This window comes from Sphingomonas sp. HITSZ_GF, assembly GCF_029543155.1.
Classification (GTDB): Bacteria; Pseudomonadota; Alphaproteobacteria; order Sphingomonadales; family Sphingomonadaceae; genus Sphingomonas.
On the sequence record NZ_JARQXA010000006.1, the window covers coordinates 124,966 to 139,589 of the forward strand.

Below are 14,624 nucleotides of genomic sequence, written 5' to 3' on the forward strand. Positions count from 1 at the left end.
GCATGGCGCACTCCCGAACGGTCGCCGGACTTGCCTCCGGCGGCCGTTTGGCTTGTTCAGGGTAGCGCGAGCAGGGCCGGCTGACCGGGGCGCAGCACAAGTATCGCGCTGGAGAGCAGATCGAAGCCGATCACGCCGCCCTTGCCGGGCGGGGCGCGCCGGGCCTGGGCGAGGCGCAGGTCACGCCCGCCCAGATTGAGCGTCACCGGTCCGATGAGGTCCGAGGTGCGGGCCACGCCCGACACGCCGCCATGCCGCTCGCCGCCGAGGCGCGGCGCATCAGGAAGGAGGTTCGCGGGCAGGCTCGTCCGCCAGGCACCGCTGTCGAGCAGGAAGGGGCCGCTCGCGCCGCCGGCGGTGACCGTGGCGCGCGCCATATCATCGGGCCCGACCGGCACGGCCACGCCGTCCAGCGTGCAGACGGGGCTGGCCGGCGGTGCCGAGGTCGCGACGCCCTTGGCGAAATCGATGCGCAGGCAATCGGGGCCGACGAGCGACTGGGCGCTGACCACTCCGTCGATGCCGAGCGAATCGAGCATCGTCATCCGCGTCACCACCGCGCGGGCGAGGCGGTAGCGCGCCTCGCCGATCGCGAGATCGACCTGCCGGACCATCTCCACGGGATTGGCCGTGATCTGGGCGCCGCTGCTGTCGCGCCCGGCGATCGCGGTGCGCTGGGTCAGGCCGGCGGCATCGGCGAAGTCCGGGCTCAGCACGGTCTGGTTGGCGCCGGTATCGAACAGGAAGATGCCCGGCCGGCCCGCGACGGTGGCATGGACGATCGGCAGCTGGCCGCCGGTCGGCCGGCCCGCCAGCGTCGCCGGGCGCTCGATCGGGAAGCTGCGCAGCCCGGGCGCGGGCGCGGCGCCGAGGAGCAGGGCGAGGGCGGGGAGGAGCGTACGGAGCATGCGGCAGCATATCCTGCACGGTGTGATATTCCAATGACACACTTTGGAGCTGCGAGCCGGCCATTACCGTCATCCCGGCGAATACCGTCATCCCGGCGAATACCGTCATCCCGGCGAATGCCGGGATCTCGTGCGGCTCTTTTTCCGCCATCGCCTGAGATCCCGGCTTTCGCCGGGATGACGGAGAGGGGTGAAGGATGGCGATCGCGGTGCGCGATGGCGGTCAGATCAGCCCCTGGCCCCGCAGCGAGGCATGGCCGTCTCGGCCGAGGATGAGATGGTCGTGCACGCCGATGCCGAGCCCCTTGCCCGCGGCGACGATCTGGCGGGTGATCTCGATATCGGCGCGGCTGGGCGAGGGATCGCCCGAGGGGTGGTTGTGCACCAGGATCAGCGCCGCGGACTTGAGCTCGAGCGCGCGCGCGATCACTTCGCGGACATAGACGGCGGCCTCGTCGATCGTGCCCTCGCTCATCAGCTCGTCGCGGATCAGCATGTTCTTCGAATTGAGGTGGAGGACGCGGAAGCGCTCGGTGGCGTGGTGCGCCATGTCGGCGCGGAGATAGTCGAGCAGCGCCTGCCAGTTGGCCAGCACCGGCCGCTCGGCGACTTCGGCGCGCAGCAGGCGGAGCGCGGCGGCATGCGCTGCCTTGAGCGCGGCGACGCTGGTCTCGCCCATGCCCTTCACCCGGGCGAGCGCCTCGGCATCGGCAGTGAGCAGCCCGGCGATGCCGCCGAACTCGTGGAGCAGCGCCTTGGCGAGCGGCTTGGTATCCTGGCGCGGGATGGCGAGGGCGAGGAGATATTCGACGAGTTCGTGATCGAGCAGCGCATCCGGCCCGCCTTCGAACAGGCGGCGGCGCAGGCGCGCACGGTGGCCGTTATTGTCCGGGGCCTCTGCCATGGCCGGACTGTGCGGGTTCGGCCCTGGGGGTGCAAGCCCAAGGCTCAGACCTCGACGAAACTGGGTTCATATCCGACCGGAAAGTTCACCGAGCGGGCGATGAAGCAATAATGGTGGACTTCGTGGTGGAGCGCGGCGGCGCGGGCGAGGTCGGCGCCGCGCTCGACTTCGATCACCGGGCGCAGCGTGGCGCGGAGGAAGCGGCCGGCGCCGTTCGCCGCGGTCTCGCCGATCCCCTCGGGCGTGTCGGCATAGGCGCGCACGACGATCCCGGCGCTCGACGCGAGATGCAGGTACCAGAGCATGTGACAGGCGGCGAGCGCGGAGAGCAGCATGTCCTCGGGATTGGGCAGGCCGGGATCGCCGCCGAGCAGCGGATCGTTCGAGCAGTGGACCACCGGCTTGCCCGGCGTGCGCACGTCCCAGGTCCGGTCATATCCCCGATAGGTCCGGGTGCCGTCGCCGCGGTCGCCGGTCCAGACGATGCGCGATCGATAGGCGTGCTCGGTCATCGCCCGCTCTCCGTGATTCCTGCGTTCGTCCCGGCTAGCCCGAAACCAGCCGGACGCAATAGTTGACTCGCCCGGCGCGCGTTCCTAAAGCGCCCGAGCAACGCGGCTGAACGGCCGGCGATGCTTAATGTCGCCGGCACCGTCGGCGGCTTTTTTCATATCTGGAACGCCTTGACCGCCTTGACCCAAGACCGTGCTCCGAGCGACCTGGACCGCCGCATCGCCGATGCGAAAGCGGCCGAGGCTGCGCGCACCGGATCGGCGGTTCCCAAGGCGCCTGCCGACGCCAAGGGCTACAAGCAGGGCTCGCGCGTGCTGATGGACCTGATTGGCATGCCGCTGGGCGGCGGTGTTCTGGGTTATGCGCTGGACAGCTGGCTGGGCACGAGCCCGTGGCTGCTGCTGACCATGCTCGCGCTGTCGATCGCGGCAGCTTTCCGTAGCATCTACAAGATTTCGAAGGAGCGGGCAGAGTGAGCGCCGGCGCAATCAATCCGATGGAGCAGTTCGAGGTCGGCAAGCTGATCAAGTTCGATCTGCTGGGCTACGATCTCTCGTTCACCAATTCCGCGCTGTTCATGTTCGTCGTGGCGGCCCTGCTGTTCGTGTTCATGCTGGGCGGCATGAAGCGCGCGCTGGTCCCCGGCAAGTGGCAGCTGATGGCCGAAGGCGCGGTGGGCTTCATCGATTCGATGGTGAGCACCAGCATCGGCAAGGGCGGCAAGCGGTTCGCGCCGTACATCTTCTCGCTGTTCTTCTTCATCCTGTTCGCCAACCTGGTGGGCATCCTGCCGCTGGCGGTGGTGCCGGGGCTGCACACCTTCGCGGTGACCAGCCACATCACCGTGACCGCGGTGCTGGCCTTCTTCTCGTTCGGCATCGTGCTGTTCGTCGGCCTGTTCAAGCATGGCCTGAAGTTCTTCGGCCTGTTCGTGCCGCACGGCGCGCCGCTGTGGCTGATGCCGGTGATCATTCCGGTGGAATTCATCTCGTTCATGGTGCGTCCGTTCTCGCTGGGCCTGCGACTGTTCGTCGCGATGACCGCCGGGCACATCCTGCTCGAAGTGTTCGGCAGCTTCGCCGTGCAGGGCCTCAACGCCGGCGGTATCGGCTATGGCGTGTGGTTCGCATCGATGCTGATGATCATCGGCGTGAGCGCGCTCGAGCTGCTGGTCTGCGCGATCCAGGCCTATGTGTTCGCGCTGCTGACTTCGCTGTATCTCCACGACGCGGTGCACCTGCACTAAGTCGCGCTGTTCGTTTGATTTGTTGGATTACGTAGGGAGCTTGAAATGACTGACGTTGGTGCAATGTACATCGGTGCCGGCCTCGCGGCGATCGGCATCGGCCTGGCCGCGCTCGGCGTGGGCAACGTGTTCGGTTCGTTCCTCGAGGGCGCGCTGCGCAATCCGGGTGCCGCTGACGGCCAGCAGGGCCGCCTGTTCATCGGCTTCGCCGGTGCCGAGCTTCTGGGTCTTATCGCGTTCGTCGTCGCGATCCTGATCCTGTTCGTCGTCAAGGGCTAAGGTTCAAGGACAGCCAAGATGCCGCAGCTATCCCAAATCCCTGAGATCTACGCGTCGCAGCTCTTCTGGCTCGCGATCGTGTTTGCGCTCATCTATTTCGGGATCGGCAAGGCGATGGTTCCGAAGATCGAGCGTACGGTCGAAGACCGCAACGCCCGCATCGCCGGTGACCTCGCCGCGGCTGAGGCTGCCCGAGATGCCGCCCAGGCGTCCGATGTCGCGTATGAGTCCGGGCTGGAAACGGCCCGGGCCACGGCGCTCGTCACGCTGACCAAGGCCAAGGACAAGGCGACCGCCAAGTCCGAAGCCGAAGTGAAGAAGGGCGATGCGGCGTCCGAGGCGAAGATCGCCGAGGCCACGCAGCGCATCGAGGCGACCAAGACCCAGGCGCTGGGCGAGATCGAGGCCGAGACGGTGGACGCCGTCCAGGATATCGTCGCCAAGCTCTCGGGCGTGAAGGCCGACCGCGCGTCGGTGACCAAGCAAGTGAAGGCGGCGCTGGCCAATGGCTGAGGAACCTCATGGCATGAAGGCGGAGACCGGCACGGTGGAACTGCATCATGAGCCGTCGGCGTTCGGCATCACTGCGCCGGGCTTCGTCGCGATTGCGATGCTCGTGGTGGTCGGCATCATCCTGTGGAAGCGCGTGCCGGCGATGATCGGCAAGATGCTCGATGCCAAGATCGAATCCATCCGCCAGCAGCTCGACCAGGCCGCTGCGCTGCGCGCCGAGGCCGAGGCCGAGCTGGCGGCCGCCAAGGCGCGCAATGCCTCGAGCGAGGCGGATGCCGCCGCGATCGTGGCGCATGCCGAGGCCGAGGCCAAGGCGTTGCTCAAGAAGGCCGAGGCGGACGCCAAGGAACTGACCAAGCGCCGCGCCAAGATGGCCGAGGACAAGATCGCCGCCGCCGAGCGCGCCGCGATCGCCGAGGTCCGTGCCAAGGCTGCCGATGCGGCTGCCGCCGCTGCCGGCGCGATCATCGCCGAGAAGCACGGCGCCGAAGCGGACAAGGCGCTGGTCGACAAGACCATCGCAGGCCTCGGCCGTCTGAACTGAGGTGCCGGAGGGGCGCGATACCAGTTCGGCCCTTACCATGAGCGCAGGCGGCGCGGTTGCGCCCGCCGCGCGCGACCCGGGGCATGTCGCCCTGCTCATTTCCTTCGCGCTCCTCGCCGCGGCGCTGGTCGGCGCGGTCTTCCTGGTGCGCGGGCAGCAGGAATCGCAGCGCTGGGTGGCGCACACGCTCGAGGTGGAAGAGCAGCTGAGCAGCGTGCTCTCGCGCGTGCAGCAGGCCGAGACCGGCCAGCGCGGCTTCCTGATCACGCGCAACGAAGCCTATCTCGAGCCCTTCACCACCGGTGCGCGTGACCTGCGCACCGAGATGGCCGAGCTGAAGCTCCTCGTTGCCGACAGCCCGATCGAGGCCGAGCGCGCGGCCAAGCTGGAGAAGCTGGCCATCGAACGGCTCGCGCGGCTTTCACAGTTCGTCGAGATGATCCGCAAGGGCGACAGCGCCGGCGTGACGGCGGGGGTGAAGACTGGCGTCGGGCTCAACCAGATGCAGCAGATCCGCGCGCTCATCGCCGAGATGCGCGCGCATGAGGCCGATCTGCTCAAGAAGCGCAACCACATCGCCACCCTGCAATCGAACCTGCTCCTGCTGTGGCTGGCGATCACGGCGATCGGCGTGGCGGTGGTGGCGTTCTTCGTCACCCGCTCGGCGACGCGGCGCACCCATGTCGCGATCCTGGCGCAGGACGCGGCCGAGGCGGCGCATGCCCGGCTGATCGCCGAGACCGAGCAGCGCGAGATCGCCGAGGCGCAGCTGCGCCAGCTCAGCAAGATGGAGTCGATCGGCCAGCTGACCGGCGGCATCGCGCACGACTTCAACAACATGCTGGCGATCGTGATCGGCTCGCTCGACATGGCCAAGCGCCGGGTCGGCAAGGATCCGGCAAAGGCGGCGCATTCGATCGACAATGCGCTGCAGGGCGCCGAGCGCGCGGCGCAGCTCACTTCGCGCCTGCTCGCCTTTGCCCGCCGGCAGCCGCTGGCGCCCGGCGCGCTCGATGCGAACAAGCTGGTCGCCGGCATGTCCGAGCTGCTGCGCCGCACGATCGGCGAGACGATCCGCTTCGAGACGGTGCTGGCCGGCGGGCTTTGGCCGGCGTTCATCGATGCCGGGCAGCTCGAGAACGCGCTGGTCAACCTGTGCGTCAACGCGCGTGATGCAATGCCCGAGGGCGGGCGGCTTACGATCGAGACCGCGAACACGCATCTCGACGATGCCTATGCAGCCAGCCACACCGAAGTGGTGCCTGGGCAATATGTGATGGTCTCGGTCACCGACACCGGCACCGGCATGCCCGAGGACGTGATCGAGCGCGCCTTCGATCCCTTCTTCTCCACCAAGGAAGTGGGCAAGGGCACCGGCCTGGGGCTCAGCCAGGTCTATGGCTTCGTCAAGCAGTCCGGCGGGCATGTGAAAATCTATTCAGAGCTCGGCGTCGGCACGATCGTCAAGCTCTACATCCCGCGCCACTTCGGCGAGGAGGACCGCCGCCCGGTCCCGGCGCCCGAAGCCGAGCTGCCGCAGGGCCGCGGCGAGGTCATCCTGGTCGTCGAGGACGAGGAGCAGGTGCGCATCATGTCGGTCGATGCGCTGCGCGAGCTCGGCTATGTCGTGATCCACGCTTCGGGGCCGACCCAGGCGCTGGCGATGCTAGACACGCATGCGAGCATCGACCTGCTGTTCACCGACATCGTGATGCCCGACATGACCGGCCGCACGCTCGCCGAGCGAGTTCAGGAGCGGATGCCGCACGTGCCGGTGCTCTACACCACCGGCTACACCCGCAACGCCATCGTGCATAACGGGATGCTCGACCATGACGTCGACTTCCTCGCCAAGCCGTTCAGCATCGCCCAGCTCGCGGCGAAGGTGCGTCAGGTTCTCGACGAGCGGGGATAAGGCTGGAGGCGGGTGCTCATCATTCGCGCCACTATGCCTTACCCGATGCCCTTGAACTTCCTGTCCATGACGCGCCTCCCGGTGGACCCCGGCACAAGGCCGGGGTGACGGTTGGGGCGTTTGAGGAAAGCGTTAGAACTGCGTCGGCGCGTCGGTGAACGGGTTGGCCACGGCGGTGCCGCCCTTGCGGAAGCAAGCGAAGTCCAGGATCGCCTCGTTGATGCTGTTGGGCTTGGGCGTCTTGATCTCGTTGAGCGTCTCGGACGGCTCGGTGCGGAGATATTTCCCGCTCGGGGCATAGAAGCTGTATTCGAGCGTGCGGAAGTTCTTCGCCTGGCAGTTGAATTCGGTGCGGATCTTGGCGGCGATGATGCCTTCGCCGATCGGCTGGATATAGACGCTCTCGACATCGCCGATCACCTTGTCGCCGAGCGGGCGCAGGCTGGCGAGGTCGACATAGCTCATCGTGTTGTCGTTGCCGCCGACGCGGTACCATTGCTGGGCCATGGCGGGCGTTGCTGCGAAGGGCAGCAGGGCGGCGGCGAGCAGGATGCGCATGAATATTCCCCCTGATTTTCGCAGGCATGGTGGCATGAGACCGTTTCGGTGGGAAGTGGCGTCGCTGGCCGTTGCGGGTCATCCGGGCTAGGGAGGGGGCATGAACACGCAACGCTGGCTTCAGCTCGCCACCGCGCTCACTGCCCTGCTGCTCGTTTTTATGATCGTCGTCGCCTGGCGCAGCGCGGCCGACGAGCACCGCCGCGCCCGGGACATCGGCGCACGCACCCAGGCGGTGATGGAGCGCATCGAGGCGCGGGCGAACGCGCTGGAGAACGAAGCGGGGCGGTAGTCCAGAAGCGCGAACGCCTTTCCCTTCGTCATGCTGAACTTGTTTCAGCATCCAAACCTCCTCGGGCGAAACCGCCCGTGGCGCGTTGGACCCTGAAACAAGTTCAGGGTGACGGGGTAGCGGGAGATCGATTCCGGCTGCGGTTGCCGACGGCTTTCGCCCGCCGGCTCATGGCTTGCGGAACTTGTAGATGAACTGATCGGTCTTGCCGCGGATCTCGGGGTTGAAGACGTTCGCGGTGTGCGGGTCCGCGGGGTTGCGGAGCAGCGGCAGCTCGCCTTCGAACTTGAAGCCGGCGCTCTCGATCTCGGCGCGGGCGGCGGCGGGATCGATGCGGTGAAGCGTGCTGGTCGCGGTGAAGTCCGGATCGGTATTCGCGACATGGTCGATCACCAGCAGTACGCCGCCGGGCTTGAGCGAGTCGTATAGCTTCCGCGCGATCACCTTCGATCCGCCCGCGGGCACGACCTTCAGGTGCATGTCGTGCCAGTTCTGCACCGTGACGATCGCGTCGAGCGGCTCGGGGAAGGCGAAGCTCTGCAGGCTGTCACTCGACGGCACGACATTGGCGCGGCCTTCCACCGCCGCCTTCTGCTCGTCGGCATAGGCGGCGCGGAACTTGATGAACTCGGCGGGCTGATAGGCATAGACCTTGCCGTTCACGCCCACCGTCGGCGCAAGGATGCGCGTCCAATAGCCGCCGCCCATGACGAAATCGGCGACCTTCTGCCCCGGCGCGATGCCGGCAAAGGCGAGGATCTCGCCGGGATGGCGGGCGGCGTCGCGATCCTTGTCGGCCTGGGGCCGGCCGGCATCGGTGAGCGCGGCTGCGATCGGGCCGGGAACGGTCTGGGCATGGGCGGCGAGCGGAGTGGCCAGCGCGAGCAGTGCGGCGGACAGGACGCGTTTCATCGGACGACTCTCCCAAGTTTATACCGTGAGTTTCGCATATCGGAGTTCGCGTTCAAGTTGCCCGCGACGAAAGCGGACCCTAAATCGCAGAGGACGATGTCCGACCCCAATTCGCCCAATCGCTTCAACGAAGAGACTGCCACCTTCGCGGTGCGCGGCGCCGATGCGCCTGACCTGGAGGCGGGCGTCGCAGCGATCCGCAACGTGCTGAAGACGCTGCCGGTGCGGCCCGGCGTCTATCGGATGCAGGATGCGCGCGGCGACGTGCTCTATGTCGGCAAGGCGCGGGCACTGAAGAACCGGGTAACCAACTATACCCAGGTCATGCGCCTCTCGAAGCGGCTGCAGCGGATGGTGGCGCAGACGCGTTCGATGACGATCGTCACGACGAACAACGAGGCCGAGGCGCTGCTGCTCGAGGCGCAGCTGATCAAGCGCTTTCGCCCGCCCTACAACGTGCTGCTGCGCGACGACAAAAGCTTCCCCTTCATCCTGCTGCGCCGCGACCACGCGTTCGCGCGCATCCAGCTCCACCGCGGCGCCCGCAAGGCGAAGGGCGATTATTTCGGGCCGTTTGCCGGCGCGGGGCAGGTGCGCAAGACGCTCAACGCGCTGCAGAAGCTGTTCCTGCTCAGGAGCTGCACCGACGGCTTCTTCAACACGCGCGACCGGCCATGCCTGCTCTACCAGATCCGCCGCTGCTCGGCGCCCTGCGTCGACCGGATCACGCCCGACGCCTATGAGGAGCTGGTCGACGACGCGCGCGACTTCCTGATGGGCAAGAAGACCCAGGTGCAGGCCAAGCTGGGCGCGCAGATGCAGGCGGCGGCGGAGGCGCTCGACTTCGAGCTGGCGGCGATCCTGCGCGACCGGCTAAAGGCGCTGACCTTCATCCAGGGCAGCCAGGCGATCAACGCCGAAGGCGTGGGCGATGCCGACATCTTTGCGCTGGCCAGCAAGAGCGGCGTGATGGGCATCCAGGCCTTCTTCATCCGCGGCGGCCAGAATTGGGGGCATCGCAGCTTCTTCCCGGCGCACACCAACGACGTGTCCGAGGACGAAGTGCTCTCGGCGTTCCTGATGCAGTTCTACGAGGAAGTGCCGCCGCCGCGGACGATCTTCGTCGATCGCGAGCTGGAGGAAGCGGCGCTGCTCGCCGAGGCACTGCGCGAACGCGCGGGGCACAAGGTGGCGCTGGGCGTGCCTCAGCGCGGGCCGCGCCGGCGGCTGCTGGAGCAGGCGACGCGCAATGCAGCCGAAGCGCTCGACCGGCGGCTGGCCGAAGGGACGACCCAGGCGAAGCTGCTCGCCGAGATCGCCGATATCTTCGAGCTGCCCGAGCCGCCCGAGCGGATCGAGGTGTACGACAACTCGCATATCCAGGGCACCAACGCGCTGGGCGCGATGGTGGTCGCGGGGCCCGAGGGCTTCCAGAAGAACCAGTATCGCAAGTTCAACATCAAGCGGCCCGAGACGATCGCCGGCGACGATTACGGGATGATGCGCGAAGTGCTCAGCCGGCGCTTCGCCCGCGCGGTGGAGGAGGATCCCGACCGGCAGGGCGGCAACTGGCCCGACCTGGTGCTGCTCGACGGCGGGCGCGGGCAGCTCAATGCGGCCAAGGCGGTGCTCGAGGATCTCGGCATCGAGGACGTCATCATGGTCGGCGTCGCCAAGGGGCCGCATCACGGGCGCGAGGGGCGCGAAGTGTTCCATCTGATGGACGGGCGCGAGCTGATGCTGCCGGTCAATTCGCCGGTGCTCTTCTACCTCCAGCGGCTGCGCGACGAGGTGCATCGCTTTGCCATTGGCGCGCACCGCGAGAAGCGCGCCAAGGCGATCGGCGCGAGCCCGCTCGACGAGGTGCCGGGGATCGGCCCGGCGCGGAAAAAGGCGCTGCTGATGCATTTCGGCACGGCGCGCGCGGTGCGCTCCGCAAGCCTGGAGGACCTGCAAAAGGCGCCGGGCGTCAGCGCCGGCGTCGCGCAGCAAGTCTATGATTATTTCCATTCCCGCTGATTTGCCGCTTGCCTGAGGCCCCGGGACTTTCGAAGATCGTCCCGTTGTTCCGGGGAGGGTTTATGGTTCGGCGTATGATTGTTGCGGCCCTGCTGTGCGGCACGGCCGGGGTGGCCCATGCCGGAGAGAAGCCGCTCTACCAGCCGGTCCCCGCCTGGGTGACGCTGGCGCCCGAGCCGGTTACGATCGACCTGCCCAACGACGCGCCGGCAATGATGATTGCCGATGTCCAGGCGCGGCTCGCCGACGGGCAGAACTGGACCTATTATGAGCGTGCCGGGCGGCTCGCGACGATCCAGAACGTCTCCGCGGCCGGCACGGTGAAGATCGACTGGCAGCCTTCGCACGGCGACCTGATCGTCCACGGCGTCGACATCCTGCGCGCCGGCAAGCGGATCGATGCGCTGAAGGGCGCCAAGTTCACCGTGCTCCAGCGCGAGCAGGGGCTCGAGATGATGATGCTCGACGGCCGGCTGACCGCGACGCTGGCGGTGCAGGGGCTGCAGGTGGGCGACGTGCTCGACCTGCGCTATTCGATCACTACCAAGGACCCGACGCTGAAGGGCAATGCCGTGGCGATCGGGCCGATCGTCGCCGAGCCGATGAAGATCGGTTTCGCGCGCACCCGGCTGCTCTGGCCGACTGGCGCCGATGTGAAGTGGCGCGCCTATTCGGACGGCGCCATGCCCGAGCAGCGCGATGCGGGCGGCTGGCACGAGATGCTGTTCAAGCTGCCGGTGATGCGCCAGCCGCCGATGGCGATCCGCGTGCCCGGCCGCTTCCTCAAGCCGCCGATCGTCGAGGCGACCACCTTCCCGGACTGGCAGTCGGTCTCGAAGGTGATGGAGCCGCTCTACCGCACCCAGGGGCTGATCGCGCCGGGCAGCCCGCTCGCCGCCGAAGTGGCGAAGATCGCCGCGGCCGAGCAGGACCCGCTGCGCCGCACCGCCGCGGCGCTGGCGCTGGTGCAGGGCAAGGTCCGCTACCTGTTCAAGGGCATGGACAACGGCAACTACGTGCCCCAGTCGCCCGCCGAGACCTGGTCGACCAAATATGGAGACTGCAAGGCCAAGACGCTGCTGCTGCTCGCCATCCTGCATGAACTGGGCGTCGAGGCGGAGCCAGCGCTGGCGAGCCTGGGCAATGGCGATCTGGTCGTGGCGCGGCTGCCCTCGCCGAGCGCGTTCAACCATGTCTTCGTCGTCGCCACGGTGAACGGCCAGACGCTGTGGCTCGATGGCACGGCGAGCGGCACCTATCTGGAGGACATCGCCGACGTGCCGAGCTTCGGCTGGGTGCTGCCGCTGCGCGCCGCCGGCGCGACGCTGGTCGAGGCGCCGAGGCGGGTGCCGGCGCGGCCCGGGCAGGTGGGCACGCTCAACATCGACTTGCGCGGCGGGATCAACCTGCCGGCGCCGTTCGAGGCGGAAGTGACGCTGCGCGGCTCCTCGGCCGACATGGTGCGCAACATCGCCGCCAATACCGACAAGAAGGAAATCCGCGGCGCGCTGCAGGGGCTGGTGCCGGCCGGCGGCGGCGAAGTGATCGTCACTGCGACCGATGTCGCGTTCGACGATGCGAAGGGCACCGCCACGATCAAGCTGAGCGGCATCACCAATCCGCGCTGGCTCTATGCCGACACCCGCTATCGCTATGATATCGGCGGCGCCAACGTCTTCTCGATGCCCGATCGCTCGCGCCCGGCGTGGAAGGAGATCCCGGTGGCCACCGGAATCGCGACGCGCAGCAAGCGGACGGTGCGGATGCAGCTTCCCGACGGCGGCACCGGCTTCGGTTTCGATGGCAACCCGCAGGTCGACGCGACCTTGCCTGGCGGGATCAAGGCGGCGCGCAAGGCGGTGCTGGCCGGCGAGATGCTCACCATCGACTTCGAGGACAGCACCACCGGCGCCGAGATCGCCCCGGCCGACTTCGCCGCGGCGCGCGCGCAGTTCGCCGAGGCGAAGAACCGGCGGCTCGGTGCGCGGACGCTGCCGGGCTATGCCTCGCCCTGGCGCGGCATTCCCGCGGCAAAGGCGGCGCATCGCTACGATACGGTTCTCGATCGCTATGCGAGCTATATCGCCGACAAGCCCGAGGAAGCGGGGCGTTATGTGACGCGGGCGGGCTTCCTCGCCTCGATCTTCGAGCGGGAGAAGGCGATCGCCGATCTCGACAAGGCGATCGCGATCCAGGCCGATGCAGTCACCTATCGCCGCCGCGGCTATCTCTACGAGCTGATCGGCAACAAGAAGGCGGCGATCGCCGATTATGCCGCGGCGCGCGAGCAGGACCCCGGCGACGTCGGCACGCTCGGCCAGCTCGCCGCGCTGATGGTCGAGACCGGCGCGAGGGACGAGGCGCTGGCGATGCTCGACGAGCGTATCGCCGAGGAAGGCGAGGACATGCCGCAGCTGCTCTCGGCCAAGGCGACCGCGCTGTCGCGCGCCAATGACGCCGCCGGCGCGGTCGCCGCGATGGACGCCGCGATCGAGAAGAAGCCGGGCAATGGCGGGCTGCTCAATAACCGCTGCTGGATCAAGGGCACCCTCAACACCGATCTGACCGGCGCGCTTGCCGATTGCACGCGCTCGATCCAGTTCAGCGACAACAACGCGGCCGCGCTCGACAGCCGGGCGATGGTCTATTTCCGCATGGGCAAGCTGGCCGAGGCGCTGGCCGATCTCGATGCTGCGCTGGAGCAGCGGCCCGCGGCTGAATCGAGCCTGTTCCTGCGCGGCGTGGTGAAGATCCGGATGGGCAAGGCGAAGGAAGGCCAGGCCGACATCGCCGGCGCCCGCCTGCTCGCGCCCAAGATCGACGCGGACTATGCGCGCTGGGGGATCAGGGCTTGAACCTTCAAATCCTCCCCCAGCTTGCTGGGGGAGGGGGACCGCCGCCGAAGGCGGTGGTGGAGGGGGCGGCGGGCACCGCCGCGTTGCGTCGGCCCCTCCACCATTTCGCTGCGCGAAATGGTCCCCCTCCCCGAGACAAGCTCGGGGAGGAATTGACCGCCGACCCGCCATTCGCCTTTTCTTCACGCCCCTGCGTTAAGGGGGCAGAATGGCTACCCGGGTCTTCATCACGATCGACACCGAGATCATGTGGCGGCACCATGTCGCGGGTCTCGACGTCGACACGATCGTCCAGCGCTCGCTGGAGCCTGCCAATGTGGGCGTGGCCTGGCAGCTCGGGCAGCTCGCCCGCCACGGCCTCAAGGCCTGCTTCTTCGTCGATCCCATGCCGGCGCTGGTCTATGGCCTCGATCCGATCAAGCGCGTGGTCGGCGCGATCCTGGAGGCGGGGCAGGAAGTGCAGCTCCACCTCCATCCCAACTGGACCGGCGCACATGCCGGCGACAAGGGCACAACCTATGGCGCGTTCGAGCTGATCGACTACAGCTTCGACGAGCAGGTCGAGCTGCTCGCCGGCGCTTCCGACATGCTGGTCGCCTGCGGCGCGCCCGAGCCGATCGCCTTCCGCTCGGGCAGCTATTCGGCGAGCGACGACACTCTGGGCGCGCTGGCGCAGCTCGGCTTCGAATATGATTCGAGCCACAACGGCTCCGAGCATCCCTGGCCGAGCGCGATCAATCTCGAGCCGCGCCAGATCGCGCCGATCGAACATCGCGGGCTGATCGAAGTGCCGGTGACGCTGATCGAGGATCGCGCCGGGCATCTGCGCCATTTCCAGATCTGCGCGCTATCGGCAGGGGAGATGCGTGCCGCGCTCGATCACGCCGTGCTGCGCAGCCATTCGGCAGTCACGATCGTCAGCCACGGCTTCGAGCTTGCAAATCGCGCCGGGACGCGGCCTAACGCCGTGCATGTACGGCGCTTCGCTGCGCTGTGCCGCATGTTGGCCAGCCGCCGGGGGGTGTTGGTGACCGAACATTTCGCAGACCGGCCGAAAATGGCGCTCGGTCAGGACGATGCGCCGCTCGGCCCCAGCCTGCTGCGCACGCGCTGGCGCCAGGCCGAGCAGCTCTGGTCGAACCTGGTCGAGGAGCGCGCCGCGTGAA

The 14,624-nt window shown here is 67.8% G+C and carries 15 protein-coding genes; 10 read left to right on the top strand and 5 right to left on the bottom strand.

The window, feature by feature from the left end; all coding sequences use genetic code 11:
• Nucleotides 1-56: 56 nt before the first annotated feature.
• The 3 genes from P6144_RS17220 to P6144_RS17230 form a co-directional block, all read right to left on the bottom strand.
• A complete protein-coding gene (locus P6144_RS17220) occupies nt 57-908 on the bottom strand; it encodes a retropepsin-like aspartic protease (protein ID WP_277769047.1) in 852 nt (283 codons plus the stop codon).
• A gap of 223 nt (nt 909-1,131) precedes the next feature.
• Nucleotides 1,132-1,812, bottom strand: coding sequence for a DNA repair protein RadC (radC, locus tag P6144_RS17225; RefSeq protein WP_277769048.1), 681 nt, complete (start codon nt 1,810-1,812; stop codon nt 1,132-1,134).
• A gap of 44 nt (nt 1,813-1,856) precedes the next feature.
• On the bottom strand, nt 1,857-2,324 hold the full coding sequence (locus tag P6144_RS17230) for an OsmC family protein (protein WP_277769049.1): 468 nt from the start codon (nt 2,322-2,324) through the stop codon (nt 1,857-1,859).
• Nucleotides 2,325-2,444: 120 nt separating this feature from the next.
• Here P6144_RS17230 and P6144_RS17235 point away from each other — a divergent pair, with 120 nt between their 5' ends.
• The 6 genes from P6144_RS17235 to P6144_RS17260 all read left to right on the top strand — a co-directional run bounded on the left by P6144_RS17235 (nt 2,445) and on the right by P6144_RS17260 (nt 6,822).
• On the top strand, nt 2,445-2,801 hold the full coding sequence (locus P6144_RS17235) for an AtpZ/AtpI family protein (RefSeq protein ID WP_277769050.1): 357 nt from the start codon (nt 2,445-2,447) through the stop codon (nt 2,799-2,801).
• On the top strand, nt 2,798-3,571 hold the full coding sequence (locus P6144_RS17240; protein WP_277769051.1) for a F0F1 ATP synthase subunit A: 774 nt from the start codon (nt 2,798-2,800) through the stop codon (nt 3,569-3,571). Before P6144_RS17235 ends, P6144_RS17240 begins: the two co-directional genes overlap by 4 nt.
• Nucleotides 3,572-3,634: 63 nt before the next feature.
• On the top strand, nt 3,635-3,850 hold the full coding sequence (locus P6144_RS17245; RefSeq protein ID WP_086130767.1) for a F0F1 ATP synthase subunit C: 216 nt from the start codon (nt 3,635-3,637) through the stop codon (nt 3,848-3,850).
• 18 nt (nt 3,851-3,868) lie between these two features.
• Nucleotides 3,869-4,363, top strand: a complete 495-nt coding sequence (locus P6144_RS17250) for an ATPase (protein WP_277769052.1) — start codon at nt 3,869-3,871, stop codon at nt 4,361-4,363.
• Nucleotides 4,356-4,907 (top strand): hypothetical protein, encoded by a 552-nt coding sequence (locus tag P6144_RS17255; protein ID WP_277769053.1) that lies wholly within the window; start codon nt 4,356-4,358, stop codon nt 4,905-4,907. The genes P6144_RS17250 and P6144_RS17255 overlap by 8 nt, the downstream gene beginning before the upstream one ends.
• Nucleotides 4,908-4,944: 37 nt before the next feature.
• On the top strand, nt 4,945-6,822 hold the full coding sequence (locus P6144_RS17260) for a CHASE3 domain-containing protein (RefSeq protein WP_277769054.1): 1,878 nt from the start codon (nt 4,945-4,947) through the stop codon (nt 6,820-6,822).
• A gap of 132 nt (nt 6,823-6,954) precedes the next feature.
• On the opposite strand, the gene P6144_RS17265 is transcribed toward P6144_RS17260, so the two are convergent.
• Entirely contained in the window at nt 6,955-7,380 is a 426-nt protein-coding gene (locus P6144_RS17265; protein WP_277769055.1) for a surface-adhesin E family protein, read from the bottom strand.
• A 100-nt stretch (nt 7,381-7,480) separates the two neighbouring features.
• On the opposite strand from P6144_RS17265, the gene P6144_RS17270 reads away from it, so the two are divergent.
• Nucleotides 7,481-7,672: a hypothetical protein gene (locus P6144_RS17270; RefSeq protein ID WP_277769056.1), complete on the top strand. Its 192-nt coding sequence runs from the start codon at nt 7,481-7,483 to the stop codon at nt 7,670-7,672.
• A gap of 168 nt (nt 7,673-7,840) precedes the next feature.
• On the opposite strand, the gene P6144_RS17275 is transcribed toward P6144_RS17270, so the two are convergent.
• Entirely contained in the window at nt 7,841-8,584 is a 744-nt protein-coding gene (locus P6144_RS17275; RefSeq protein WP_277769057.1) for a methyltransferase, read from the bottom strand.
• A 96-nt stretch (nt 8,585-8,680) separates the two neighbouring features.
• Between P6144_RS17275 and uvrC the strand changes: the two genes are divergently transcribed.
• The 3 genes from uvrC to P6144_RS17290 all read left to right on the top strand — a co-directional run bounded on the left by uvrC (nt 8,681) and on the right by P6144_RS17290 (nt 14,623).
• Nucleotides 8,681-10,603: an excinuclease ABC subunit UvrC gene (gene uvrC, locus P6144_RS17280; protein WP_277769058.1), complete on the top strand. Its 1,923-nt coding sequence runs from the start codon at nt 8,681-8,683 to the stop codon at nt 10,601-10,603.
• A 74-nt stretch (nt 10,604-10,677) separates the two neighbouring features.
• Nucleotides 10,678-13,458, top strand: a complete 2,781-nt coding sequence (locus P6144_RS17285) for a DUF3857 domain-containing protein (RefSeq protein ID WP_277769059.1) — start codon at nt 10,678-10,680, stop codon at nt 13,456-13,458.
• Between the two features lie 208 nt (nt 13,459-13,666).
• Nucleotides 13,667-14,623, top strand: coding sequence for a polysaccharide deacetylase (locus P6144_RS17290; RefSeq protein WP_277769060.1), 957 nt, complete (start codon nt 13,667-13,669; stop codon nt 14,621-14,623).
• Nucleotide 14,624 lies beyond the last annotated feature (1 nt).

Bases quoted from the DNA above. Each gene is read 5' to 3' on its own strand.
- P6144_RS17220 (WP_277769047.1), bottom strand. From the start codon at position 908: ATGCTCCGTACGCTCCTCCCCGCCCTCGCCCTGCTCCTCGGCGCCGCG.
- radC (WP_277769048.1), bottom strand. From the start codon at position 1,812: ATGGCAGAGGCCCCGGACAATAACGGCCACCGTGCGCGCCTGCGCCGC.
- P6144_RS17230 (WP_277769049.1), bottom strand. From the start codon at position 2,324: ATGACCGAGCACGCCTATCGATCGCGCATCGTCTGGACCGGCGACCGC.
- P6144_RS17235 (WP_277769050.1), top strand. From the start codon at position 2,445: ATGCTTAATGTCGCCGGCACCGTCGGCGGCTTTTTTCATATCTGGAAC.
- P6144_RS17245 (WP_086130767.1), top strand. From the start codon at position 3,635: ATGTACATCGGTGCCGGCCTCGCGGCGATCGGCATCGGCCTGGCCGCG.
- P6144_RS17250 (WP_277769052.1), top strand. From the start codon at position 3,869: ATGCCGCAGCTATCCCAAATCCCTGAGATCTACGCGTCGCAGCTCTTC.
- P6144_RS17255 (WP_277769053.1), top strand. From the start codon at position 4,356: ATGGCTGAGGAACCTCATGGCATGAAGGCGGAGACCGGCACGGTGGAA.
- P6144_RS17260 (WP_277769054.1), top strand. From the start codon at position 4,945: ATGAGCGCAGGCGGCGCGGTTGCGCCCGCCGCGCGCGACCCGGGGCAT.
- P6144_RS17265 (WP_277769055.1), bottom strand. From the start codon at position 7,380: ATGCGCATCCTGCTCGCCGCCGCCCTGCTGCCCTTCGCAGCAACGCCC.
- P6144_RS17270 (WP_277769056.1), top strand. From the start codon at position 7,481: ATGAACACGCAACGCTGGCTTCAGCTCGCCACCGCGCTCACTGCCCTG.
- P6144_RS17275 (WP_277769057.1), bottom strand. From the start codon at position 8,584: ATGAAACGCGTCCTGTCCGCCGCACTGCTCGCGCTGGCCACTCCGCTC.
- uvrC (WP_277769058.1), top strand. From the start codon at position 8,681: ATGTCCGACCCCAATTCGCCCAATCGCTTCAACGAAGAGACTGCCACC.
- P6144_RS17285 (WP_277769059.1), top strand. From the start codon at position 10,678: ATGATTGTTGCGGCCCTGCTGTGCGGCACGGCCGGGGTGGCCCATGCC.
- P6144_RS17290 (WP_277769060.1), top strand. From the start codon at position 13,667: ATGGCTACCCGGGTCTTCATCACGATCGACACCGAGATCATGTGGCGG.